The sequence below is a fragment of the Azospirillum sp. INR13 genome (genome assembly GCF_015390205.1).
Classification (GTDB): Bacteria; Pseudomonadota; Alphaproteobacteria; order Azospirillales; family Azospirillaceae; genus Azospirillum.
Genome location: NZ_VUOI01000006.1, coordinates 60,001 through 71,460, shown reverse-complemented (window position 1 = coordinate 71,460; position 11,460 = coordinate 60,001). Strand labels below are relative to the sequence as shown.

The 11,460-nt window shown below is 68.5% G+C and carries 9 protein-coding genes and 1 pseudogene (1 of these 10 only partly in view); 9 read left to right on the top strand and 1 reads right to left on the bottom strand.

Annotated elements, in window-relative coordinates:
• Position 1: 1 nt before the first annotated feature.
• From F1643_RS07155 to F1643_RS07115, 9 genes and pseudogenes are all read left to right on the top strand, one after another.
• On the top strand, positions 2 to 679 hold the full coding sequence (locus tag F1643_RS07155) for a site-2 protease family protein (protein ID WP_194912232.1): 678 nt from the start codon (positions 2 to 4) through the stop codon (positions 677 to 679).
• A gap of 10 nt (positions 680 to 689) precedes the next feature.
• Positions 690 to 1,505, top strand: coding sequence for a ScpA family protein (locus tag F1643_RS07150; RefSeq protein WP_194912231.1), 816 nt, complete (start codon positions 690 to 692; stop codon positions 1,503 to 1,505).
• A gap of 5 nt (positions 1,506 to 1,510) precedes the next feature.
• The gene (scpB, locus tag F1643_RS07145; RefSeq protein ID WP_194912230.1) at positions 1,511 to 2,143 is read left to right on the top strand and encodes an SMC-Scp complex subunit ScpB; all 633 of its coding nucleotides are present in this window, start codon (positions 1,511 to 1,513) and stop codon (positions 2,141 to 2,143) included.
• A 154-nt stretch (positions 2,144 to 2,297) separates the two neighbouring features.
• Positions 2,298 to 2,537, top strand: a complete 240-nt coding sequence (locus F1643_RS07140) for a twin-arginine translocase TatA/TatE family subunit (RefSeq protein ID WP_194912228.1) — start codon at positions 2,298 to 2,300, stop codon at positions 2,535 to 2,537.
• Positions 2,538 to 2,614: 77 nt separating this feature from the next.
• Entirely contained in the window at positions 2,615 to 3,130 is a 516-nt protein-coding gene (tatB, locus tag F1643_RS07135; protein WP_194912227.1) for a Sec-independent protein translocase protein TatB, read from the top strand.
• 15 nt (positions 3,131 to 3,145) lie between these two features.
• Positions 3,146 to 3,937, top strand: a complete 792-nt coding sequence (tatC, locus tag F1643_RS07130; RefSeq protein ID WP_194912226.1) for a twin-arginine translocase subunit TatC — start codon at positions 3,146 to 3,148, stop codon at positions 3,935 to 3,937.
• Positions 3,938 to 4,066: 129 nt separating this feature from the next.
• The gene (gene alaS, locus F1643_RS07125; protein WP_194912225.1) at positions 4,067 to 6,736 is read left to right on the top strand and encodes an alanine--tRNA ligase; all 2,670 of its coding nucleotides are present in this window, start codon (positions 4,067 to 4,069) and stop codon (positions 6,734 to 6,736) included.
• A gap of 75 nt (positions 6,737 to 6,811) precedes the next feature.
• Positions 6,812 to 7,144 carry a DHCW motif cupin fold protein gene (locus tag F1643_RS07120; RefSeq protein ID WP_194912224.1) on the top strand — a complete coding sequence of 111 codons (333 nt, stop codon included), beginning with the start codon at positions 6,812 to 6,814 and terminating at the stop codon, positions 7,142 to 7,144.
• 27 nt (positions 7,145 to 7,171) lie between these two features.
• A pseudogene (locus F1643_RS07115) lies at positions 7,172 to 8,015 on the top strand (MoxR family ATPase).
• 82 nt (positions 8,016 to 8,097) lie between these two features.
• On the opposite strand, the gene F1643_RS07110 reads toward F1643_RS07115, so the two are convergent.
• Positions 8,098 to 11,460, bottom strand: partial view of an AAA family ATPase gene (locus F1643_RS07110; protein ID WP_194912223.1) — the 3' portion only. Its footprint extends 414 nt past the window's final position; 3,363 of the gene's 3,777 nt are visible here — the last part of the coding sequence; its start codon lies beyond the right edge, outside the window; its stop codon occupies positions 8,098 to 8,100.

Sequence of the window (11,460 nt, the reverse complement as noted above, 5' to 3'; positions counted from 1 at the left end):
GATGGAGGAATGGATCTTCCAGGTGACGGCCGTGGCCCTGCCGGCCATCATCGCCATCACCTTGCACGAGGCGGCGCACGGCTTCGTCGCGTGGCGGCTGGGCGACGACACCGCCTATCGGCTGGGGCGGGTGACCTTCAACCCGATCCGCCACATCGATCCGTTCGGCACGGTCCTGCTGCCGGCGCTGATGTTCTTCACCACCGGATTCGTCTTCGGCTGGGCCAAGCCGGTGCCGGTGAACTTCGCCCGGCTGGACCATCCCCGCCGCGACATGGTGTGGGTGGCGCTGGCCGGGCCGGGGACCAACTTCCTGCTGGCGGTGGCGTCGGCGGTGATCTGGCGGCTGGTCAATCCGGAAAACAGCTTTATCGAGCTCTGGATCCGCTCCGCCGCCGAGGTGTCGGTGCTGGTCAACGTCATCCTGATGGTCTTCAACCTGATCCCGCTGCCGCCGCTGGACGGCGGGCGCGTGGCGGTCGGCATCCTGCCGGACGTGCTGGCGGTGCCGTTGGCCCGGCTGGAGCGTTTCGGGCTGCTGATCCTGATGGCGGCCTTCTTCCTGCTGCCGATGCTGGGGCGCCAGATCGGCATGGATCTGAGCGTCATGCATTGGGTCCTGGGGCCGCCGGTGGATGCGGTGATCGACTTCATCCGCATCCTGACCGGCAACGACTGAAGGTTCTCCGATGGCCGAACTGCTGGCCGAGCTTACGGCCGACGCCGTCGCGGATGCGGTAGCGTCGCCGTCCGAACAGCTTTTGCTGGTTCTGGACGGATTCGAGGGCCCGCTCGACATGCTTCTGGCGCTGGGGCGCGACCAGAAGGTCGACCTGACGCGCATCTCAATCCTGGAACTGGCCGACCAGTACCTCGCCTTCGTGGCGGAGGCGCGGAAGGTGCGGCTGGAACTGGCGGCCGACTATCTGGTGATGGCGGCGTGGCTGGCCTACCTGAAGTCGCGCCTGCTGCTGCCCGAACCTGAGGGGGAGGAGCCGTCCGGCGAGGACATGGCCGCGGCGCTGGCCTTCCAGCTGCAGCGGCTGGAGGCGATGAAGGGCGTTGCGGCCAAGCTGTTCGCCCGCCCGCGGCTGGGCATCGACGTCCACCCCCGCGGCGCGCCGGAGGATTTGGACCTGCGCCGCAAGTCGGTCTATGAGGTCACGCTGTTCGACCTGCTGCGCGCCTATGGCCGGCAGCGTGCCCGCAAGGAGGCCGGCGTCCTGCACATCGCGCCGGTCCGCCTCTATTCCATGGAGGAGGCGGTGCAGCGCCTGACCGCTCTGCTGGGGCACATGCCGGATTGGGCGACGCTGGCCAGCTTCCTGCCGGGCGGGGAGAGCGGCGGGCTGCTGACCCGCTCCGCTCTCGCCGCCCATTTCGCGGCGACGCTGGAACTGGCGAAGGCCGGCCGGGTGGAACTGCGCCAGGAGGGCGCCTTCGCCCCGCTTTATGTCCGCGGACGCCAAGCCGGCGACACGCCCGCCGACCCATCGGATTCTTGAGGACCATGATCAAGGAAGTCACCGACGCCCAGGAGGCGGAGGCCCGCGTCGGCCGGCTGCGCCTTCTGGAAGCGCTGCTGTTCGCCTCGGCGGAACCGCTGGACGAGGAGACGCTGGCCGGCCGCGTCGGGCCGGAGGTAGGCCAGCTGCTGGAGGAACTGCGCGCCCATTATGCCCCGCGCGGCGTCAATCTGGTGCGCACCGGCGGCGGCTGGGCCTTCCGCACCGCGGTCGATCTGGCGCCCGAACTGCGCCGGGAGGAGGAGGTGTCGCGAAAGCTGTCGCGCGCGGCCATCGAAACCCTGGCGATCATCGCCTATCACCAGCCGGTGACCAGGGGCGAGATCGAATCCATCCGCGGCGTGGCGACCAGCAAGGGCACGCTGGACCTGTTGATGGAGCATGGCTGGATCCGGCCGGGCAAGCGGCGGGAGACGCCGGGCCGGCCGCTGACCTGGATCACCACCGACCATTTCCTCGACCATTTCGGCTTGGAAAGCCTGCGCGACCTGCCCAGCGTCGACGATTTGCGCGCCGCCGGCCTACTGGACAGCCGCCCGGTGCTTCTGGGGCTCGGCACCGCCGGGGATGACGGCGGTTTCGCCGCTGCAGGCGAGGATGGCGACGAGGAGTCCTGACCGGGGGCCATGATTTTCGGGCGGGGCCGCGCGAATTCCCGTGAATCCTCAATGACAACCGGTTAAGGATGGTGGGGCGAACGTTGCGGCCCAATGGCCTTTCTGCCATAGTGCCGGCCCGCCGCAAAGGCCGTTCAAACGTGATAGGCGCGCCATGGGTACTTTCAGCATCTGGCACTGGATTATCGTTCTACTGATCGTTCTTCTGCTGTTCGGCGCTGGAAAGTTGCCGAAGGTGATGGGCGATCTCGCCAAGGGTGTGAAGTCCTTCAAGGCGGGCTTGCAGGACGACAGCGATGACGCCGCTTCCGGTGCCAACGCGAAGGTCATCCCGAACCAGCCGGCCAACACGGCCGAAACCGCGGCCAAGAAGGACGAAGCGGTCCGCCACTGACCGGCGGGCGCGCGGGGTCCCTCGTGTGTTCCGTTCGCGCGCCATCCTGTCCACCGCATTCGTGAAGCCGGAAGAACATGTTCGACATCGCTTGGTCCGAACTGATGGTGATCGCCGTCATCGCCCTTGTGGTCATCGGGCCCAAGGATCTGCCCAAGGCGATCTTCACGCTCGGCAAATGGGTGCGCAAGGCGAGAGGCGTCGCCCGCGAATTCCAGACCCACATCGACGACATGATGCGGGAGACCGAGTTGGACGAGCTTCGCAAGGAAGCCCTGAAGACCCGCGACCTGAACATAAAGAAGATGATGGAGGACACCATCGACCCGAAGGGGGAGGTGGGGAAGGCCTTCGATTCCAAGGGCTTCGACGTGGGGCTGAACGGCCATGCCGGCAGCACCCCGGAACCGGACCTGCCCCAGGTGCCGGCGGCTCCCCCCGCAGTGGCCGACAGCGTGGCGCCCTCCGCCGCCCCGTCGCCGATCACCACCCAGCCGCACCCGGTGCAGTCCGCGCCGGTGCAGCCGGCCACTCAACCGGCAGCCCAGCCGGCCGAAGTGGCCTCCGCCCAGTCCACCGATAAGCAGACCTAAGGTCGAAGACGGACCATGACCGGCGAAACGCATCAGGACGAACTCGAAGAAAGCAAGATGCCGCTGATCGATCATCTGATCGAGCTGCGGAACCGGCTGATGTGGTCGGTCGGCGCCATCCTGATCGCCTTTCTGCTGTGCTACGCCGTGTCGGACCGGATCTACAATTTCCTGGTCCAGCCGCTGGCCGACCTGCTGGCGGGGCAGGGGCGCCGGATGATCTACACCGGCCTGACGGAAGCCTTCTTTACCTACGTGAAGGTTGCGTTCTGGGCCGGCTGCTTCATCTCGTTCCCGATCATCGCCAGCCAGATCTGGATGTTCGTGGCGCCGGGCCTCTACAAGCACGAGCGCAAGGCGTTCCTGCCCTTCCTGGTCGCTACTCCGGTGATGTTCCTGACCGGTGCAGGCATCGTCTATTACTTCATCTTCCCGATGGCCTGGCGCTTCTTCCTGGGCTTCGAGTTCCACCCCGGCGGCGACGGCAACGCCCTGCCCATCGAGTTCGAGGCGCGCGTCGGCGAATACCTGCATCTGGTGATGTCGCTGATCTTCGCCTTCGGCATCGCCTTCCAGCTGCCGGTGCTGCTGACCCTGCTGGTCCGCGTCGGCATCATCAGCACCGACGCGCTGGCGTCGAAGCGGCGCTATGCCATCGTCGGCGCCTTCGTCGCCGCGGCGATCCTGACCCCGCCGGACGTCATCAGCCAAGTCAGCCTGGCGGTTCCGCTGATCGGGCTGTACGAGATCGCCATCATCGTCGGCCGTCGCATCGAAAAGGCACGGGCCGCGGCGGAGACCGCGTAAGCCCGCCGCCTGTTGTCTGCTGTGCAGCAGGGTAATAATCCGTCCGTCGTGGACATGCCGCCAATCTCGCGCTAAAAGCACGGTTCGGCCAATGGAAGGCCTTAGCCGCGCACCCGGAGCCTTGACCGTATGCAGACCGCCAACGACATCCGTCGCACGTTCCTGGATTTCTTCGCCAAGCAGGGTCATCAGATCGTCGACTCGTCGCCGCTCGTGCCGCGCAACGACCCGACGCTGATGTTCACCAATGCCGGCATGGTCCAGTTCAAGAACGTCTTCACCGGTGCCGAGACGCGGCCCTACAAGCGCGCGGTCACCTCGCAGAAATGCGTGCGCGCCGGCGGCAAGCACAACGACCTCGACAATGTCGGCTACACCGCGCGGCACCACACCTTCTTCGAGATGCTGGGGAACTTCTCCTTCGGCGATTATTTCAAGGACGACGCCATCGCGTTCGCCTGGAACCTGATCACCAAGGAATACGGGCTTCCGGCGGACAAGCTGCTGGTGACGGTCCATACCTCGGACGAGGACGCGGCAGGCATCTGGCGCAAGGTCGCCGGCCTGTCGGACGACCGCATCATCCGCATCCCGACCGACGACAATTTCTGGCGCATGGGCGACACCGGCCCCTGCGGTCCGTGCTCCGAGATCTTCTTCGACCACGGCCCGTCCATTGCCGGCGGCCCGCCGGGCAGCCCGGACCAGGATGGCGACCGCTTCATCGAGATCTGGAACCTGGTGTTCATGCAGTATGAGCAGCTTGGTCCGGACAATCTGGTGCCGCTGCCCAAGCCGTCGATCGACACCGGCATGGGGCTGGAGCGTCTGGCCGCCGTTCTGCAGGGCAAGCACGACAATTACGACATCGACCTGATGCGGGCGTTGATCGTGGCGTCGGCCGAGGCGACCAAGACCGCGCCGGACGGTGCGCATGCCGTATCGCACCGCGTCATCGCCGACCATCTGCGCTCCACCTCTTTCCTGATCGCCGACGGCGTCCTGCCGTCGAACGAAGGCCGCGGCTATGTGCTGCGCCGCATCATGCGCCGCGCCATGCGCCACGCCCACATGATCGGCGCGCGCGAGCCGCTGATGCACCGTCTGGTCCCGGCGCTGATCCAGCAGATGGGCGACGCCTATCCGGAGCTGAACCGCGCCCGCGCCCTGATCGTCGAGACGCTGAAGCTGGAGGAAACCCGCTTCAAGCAGACGCTGGAGCGCGGTCTGCGCCTGCTGGAGGACGAGGTCGGTCATCTGGGGGAAGGCCAGCCGCTGGCCGGCGACGTCGCCTTCAAGCTGTACGACACCTATGGCTTCCCGCTCGACCTGACGCAGGACGTGCTGCGCGGCCAGGGTCGCGGCGTCGACGAGGCCGGCTTCAAGGCGGCGATGGACGAGCAGCGCCGCAAGGCCCGCGAATCCTGGGCCGGGTCGGGCGAGGTCGGCACCGAGAAGCTGTGGTACGAGATCAAGGACGAGCTGGGCGCCACCGAGTTCTTCGGCTACGACGCCGAGATGGCCGAGGGCAAGGTGACGGCCATCGTCAAGGGCGATGCTCGCGTCGAGAGCGCCGGCATCGGCGATCAGGTGATGGTCGTCGTCAACCAGACGCCCTTCTACGGCGAATCGGGCGGTCAGGTCGGCGATGCCGGCGTGATCTTCTCGGCCGGCGGCGCCGAGGTCGCGGTCTCCGACACGCTGAAGAAGCTGGGCGCGGTGTGGGCCCATGTCGGCACCGTCACCAAGGGCAGCTTGAAGGTCGGTGACGTGGTGGAACTGCGCGTCGACAGCGAGCGCCGCGCCGCCATCCGCGCCAACCACTCCGCCACGCACCTGCTGCACGAGGCGCTGCGCCACCGCTTGGGCGACCATGTCACCCAGAAGGGCTCGCTGGTCGCGCCGGAGCGTCTGCGTTTCGACATCAGCCAGCCGACCGGACTGTCCGCCGCCGACATCGCCGCCGTCGAGGACGAGGTGAACCGCCGTGTCCTTGCCAACAGCGAGGTCGTCACCCGCCTGATGTCCCCTGACGAGGCCCGCGCCCAGGGCGCCATGGCACTGTTCGGCGAGAAGTACGGCGACGAGGTCCGCGTGGTCTCCATGGGCGGTCCGCATGGTGAACTCGACCGCGACTATTCCATCGAGCTGTGCGGTGGCACCCATGTCCGTCGCACCGGCGACATCGGCGTCTTCAAGATCGTTTCCGAAGGCGCCGTCGCCGCCGGCGTCCGCCGCATCGAGGCGCTGACCGGCACCGGCGCCAAGGCGTGGCTGTCCGAGCGCGACCATCTGCTGACCGAGGCGGCAAGCGTCCTGAAGGTGAAGCCCGACGAGGTCCCGACCCGCGTCGCTGCGCTGGTGGAAGAGCGCCGCAGGATGGAGCGCGAACTGGCCGAGCTGCGTCGCCAAGTGGCCATGGGCGGCGGTGCCAAGGCCGAGGGCGGCAACGAGGCCAAGGACGTCGCCGGTGTGAAGTTCGCCGCCCGCGTGGTCGAAGGCCTGCCGGCCAAGGACCTGAAGCCGATGGCGGACGAGCTGAAGAAGCAGATCGGCACCGGCGTCGTGGTGCTGATCGCGTCCAACGAGGGCAAGGCGTCCATCGTCATCGGCGTGACCGACGATCTGACCGGCGCTTTGAGCGCCGTCGATCTGGTCCGCGTCGGCGCCGAGGCGCTGGGCGGCAAGGGCGGCGGCGGGCGGCCGGACATGGCGCAGGCCGGCGGCCCCGACGCCTCGCTGGCCCATGCTGCGATCGAGGCCATCGAAAAGGCGATCGCGGCCAAGAAGGCCTCCTGATCCCATCGACACCCGGCCCCCGGTTCGCTCCGGGGGCCGTTTTTCTGTTCATGCCGTTTTTGTCGAGGTCCGGCGATGGAACTCCCGACTCTTCCCTTCACCGTGACCGACTGGGCCGCCGTCCCGGTCACCGAACATCCGGGAGAAACCGGCAAGGCGCTGTGGCGCAGCTTCCATGCCGGCGAGTTGCGGGTGCGTCTGGTCGAATACACGCCGGGCTATCTGGCCGACCATTGGTGCGACCGCGGCCATGTGCTGTTCGTGGTCAGCGGTGAGTTGATCACCGAGTTGAAGGACGGCCGCCGCTTCGTCCTGACCGCGGGCATGAGCTACCAGGTGTCCGATTTCGGCGATCACCCGCACCGGTCATCGACCGAAATCGGCGCCACCCTGTTCATCGTGGACTGAAACGTTCTCGCTTGAGGGAGCCCACCCATGCGCTTCACCGGAACCGACCGTTATGTCGCCACCGATGACCTGATGGTGGCGGTCAACGCTGCGATCACGCTGGAACGTCCGCTTCTGGTGAAAGGCGAACCCGGCACCGGCAAGACCGTGCTGGCGGTGGAAATCGCCCGCGCTCTGAACAAGCCGCTGCTGTCCTGGCATGTGAAATCGACCACCAAGGCGCAGCAGGGGCTATACGAATACGACGCGGTCAGCCGCCTGCGCGACAGCCAGCTGGGCGAGGCGAAGGTCCACGACATCGCCAACTACATCGTCCGCGGCAAGCTGTGGGAAGCCTTCGAGGCACCGGAGGCCCCCGTCCTGCTGATTGACGAGATCGACAAGGCCGACATCGAGTTCCCCAACGACCTGCTGCTGGAACTCGACCGCATGGAGTTCCACGTCTACGAGACCCGTCAGACGATCACGGCGGCCAAGCGCCCCATTGTCATCATCACCTCCAACAACGAGAAGGAGTTTGCCGGACGCCTTCCTGCGCCGCTGCTTCTTCCACTACATCCGCTTTCCCGACCGCGAGACGATGGAGCGCATCGTCGATGTCCATTACCCCGGCCTGAAAGCCGCGCTGCTGCGCGAGGCGCTGAACCTGTTCTACGACCTGCGCGAGGTTCCGGGCCTGAAGAAGAAGCCATCCACCTCCGAACTTCTGGACTGGATCAAGCTGCTGATGGTCGAGGACGTGGATCCCGAGACCCTGCGCGCCAAGGACGCCCGCACGCTGATCCCGCCGCTGTGCGGCGCACTGCTTAAGAACGAGCAGGACGTGCACACGCTGGAACGGCTGGCGTTCCTGGCGAAGCGGGGGCGTTGAGGGGCGGTCAGCACTCGCCCCCACCCTTACCCTCCCCCGCCCAGCGGGGGAGGGTAAGGGTGGGGGCTAACTTCGCATCCCCTCAAACGCCCTCCACCTCCTCCATCGCCACCCCCGGTACCGTCCCCGTTACCGACTGCACCGTCACGCGGCTGCGCCCGCCGCCCAGCGGCACGATGCGGATCTGCGTGCCGATGCGCTCGACCATCGCCGGAACGTGGCTGATCACCCCCACCTGTCGCCCGCCGGCCTGCAGTGCTTCCAGGCAGGACAGCGCCACGTCCAGGCTGTCGGGATCGAGCGTGCCGAACCCCTCGTCGATGAACAGCGTGCCGATCCCGCCGGAGGTCCCCGCCGCCATCGCCGACAGCCCGAGCGCCAGAGCCAGCGACACCAGGAACAGCTCGCCGCCCGACAGGCTGTGCACGCCGCGGCGTTCATCGCCCATCTCGCGGTCGACCACCTGGATCTCCAGATCGGCCCCCGCCACCCGCTCCAGCCGATAGCGCCGGGCGAGGTCCTCCAGATGCCGGTTGGCGTGGGTCAGCAGCAGGTCCAGGCTCAGGCTCTGGGCGAAGTTGCGCATCTTCTGCCCGTTCGCCGAGCCGATCAGCTGCGCCATCTTGCTCCACAGCGCCCAGCGCGCCTGTTGCGCCTCGATTGCCACCCGCAGCCCGGCCAGCCGCTGCCGGTTGGCGTCATCCGCCTCCAACCGCCCGCGGGCAGAGCCCAGCCGGTCGCGGTCCCGCTCCAGCACCGCACGGGTGCTCTCCGCCGCCGCGGTGGCCTCGTCGACGCTCAGCGCCGGCCGGCCCGCCGCATGATGGCCCGCCGCATGATGGTCAGCGCGCTGACGGCGGCGTTCGGCAACCACCAGCGCCGCGTCGCCACGCGCCCGCTCCAGCACCGCCAGTGCCAGTTCTTCCGACTCCAGTTCGCTTTCGGAGACCGCCAGCAGCCGGCGGACCTCCTCCAGCCCGCCCCCCCGTTCGGCCACCGCCCATGTCAGCCGCTCCCCGGCAACCTCGGCCTTGTGGGCACACAGCCGGGCGGCCTCGCCGCGGGTTTCCCGTTCCTGCTCCGCTGCCGACAGCCGGGCGATGGCATCCTGCCGCGCAAAAATGGCCTTCTCCACCAGGGCTTCGGCCTCGTGCCGCTCTCCGGCCAGCAGCTTGCGCACCACCGCCACCGCCCGCCCGCCCAGCAGAGCACCGCGCGCCGTCCGCGCCTCCGCCAGCCGCGCGGCCAGATCGTCGGCGCGCCTGCGTGCCTCCTCCTCCGCCCGCAGTGCGGCGTCCAGCTCGGCGGTCTGCACCGCCCGCTCGCCAGTCGCCCGCTCGACCTCGCGGGTGGCACGGGCCAGCGCGTCGGTCTTTTTCCGATATTCGGCCACCCGTGCCGCCAATCCGGCCCGGTAGTCCTCCGGCTCGCGCTCCAGCCGAGACCGCCATTCGGCTTCTCCGGCCAACCCTTCAGCCAACTCCGCCAGAGCGGATTTCCGGTCGGCCTCGGTCCGCTCGAGTGCGGCCACCGCGAGCGCCAAGGCCTGCCGTCCGTCCGCCAGCCGCTGCCGGGTCGCTTCGCATTCCACTGCCAGCCCGGCCGCCGCAGTCTCCAGCCGCCGATGATCCTGCTGTGCCGCATCCACCCGCCGGCGATGGTCGAGCGCCTGTTCCTCGTCGGCCGCGATGGCCGCAAGCCGCCGATCCACCGCTTCGACCGCCTGACGGATGTCGGCGAGCGTTCCGTCCTCAACCTCCCAGCCGACCGCCGCCGTCTGATCTGCCCAAAGGAGCTGGAGCCGTTCGGCCTCCCGCGCCAGAGCTGCAAGCCGTTCCGTCAGCCCGTCGGCCTCCTTGCGCGCCGCCCGTTCCGCCGCCTCCAGCGCGGCATGGCGGGCGACCGTCGCGGCCAGGGTCTCACGCAACCCGGCAAGGTGGCGCTCCTGATCCTGCGTTACCCGGCCGAGCGGCGTCACGGCGGCGCCTGCCCAGGGATGGTCGACCGATCCGCAGACCGGGCAGGCTTCCCCTTCCGCCAGCCTCCCGCGCAGGCTTTCCACATCCTCACGCTGGGCCAGCAGCAACCGTTGCAGGGTCCGTTCCGCTTCCTCGACTGCCGCGCGCTGCCCAGCCCGGCTTTCGGCAAGCTCCCGCGCCGCCGTTCCGTCACGCCCCGCCTCGCCCAGCCGCTGCAGATGTTCCCTCTCGGCCGTGTCGCGCTCGGTCGTCAGCCGCTGGCGGGCCTCTCCGGTGGTGAGCAGCGCCAGCAGCCCGTCCCGTCGCCGGCCGGCCTCGCCCCGTGCCTGCCGTGCCTCGTCGAGCGACGGTGCCGGCTCGCTCCGCAGGGACTCCAGCCTCTGCTCGGCCATACGGCAGCGCTCCCGTGCCTCGGCAAGCCGGATTTCCACGCCTTCGGCAGCGGCTTCCGTCGAGGCAAGCTCCCGTTCCATCCGTTGACGTTCCCGGGCTGCGGCCTCCCAGGCTCGACCATCGGCGATGGCGCGTTCCAGCAGCCTGTCCCAGCGCTCCCACTGATTGGCCACCACGGCGAAGATCGACTGATCCCGCAGCCAGACCTCCAGCCGCGCGGCATCGTTGCGTGCCGCCGACAGGGTGGTGTCGATGTCCTGCACCGCCTTCCGCGCCGTGCCGCTTCGCTGTGCCGCCGCCTTTGCCGTCGCCTCGGCAGTTCCTTGCTCGCTCGTCAGCGCCGTGATCCGCCCGTCCAGGTCGGCCGCGCGTTCAAGATCCGGTTCCGCCTTGGCTTGCTCCGCGCAAGCGGCTTCGAAGCGCCGCCGGGACTCGCCATGACGGGCGGCGGCTTCCTCCACCGCCAGCCGCGCCGCCTCCCAGGCCTCCGTTGCGCGCCCCACGGCCGCGGTCGCTTCGGCCGCTTCGCCGCTCGCCCGGTCGGCATCGGCCATCAGCGATCGCAGCGGTTGAAGCCCTCGCAGCCGGGCAGCCGCCTCACGCCGTCCCTCCGCCTCGACCCATGCCCGCTCAGCCGCTTCGGCCGCCTCGACCGCCTTGCCCTCGGCCGCCGCGAGTTGCCCGTCGCGTTCATGCCAAGCCAGCGCCGCCTGGGCAAGGGCCAGCGCCCGCTCGCCAGCCCGGACCGCCTCCGCCGCGTCGCCGGCCTCATTCTGCAAGGCCGCACGGTCATCGTCGTTCAGCACCCCGATGCCGCCGCCTTGCGCCATCAGCCTGTCGAGCGCCTGCTTCTCCGCATTCGCCCGTTCATGCGCCGCAATGGACAGCCGGGAGTAAATCTCCGTTCCCGTCAGCAGTTCCAGCAGGGCGGAACGCTCGCGGGGTGGCGCCTTCAGAAAGGTGGCAAAATCGCCCTGGGCCAGCAGGACAGCTCGACGGAACTGCTCGAACGTCAAGCCGAGCCGCCGTTCGATCTCCTCCAGCACGCTCTTCTTGCCGTCGCCGAAGCGCCG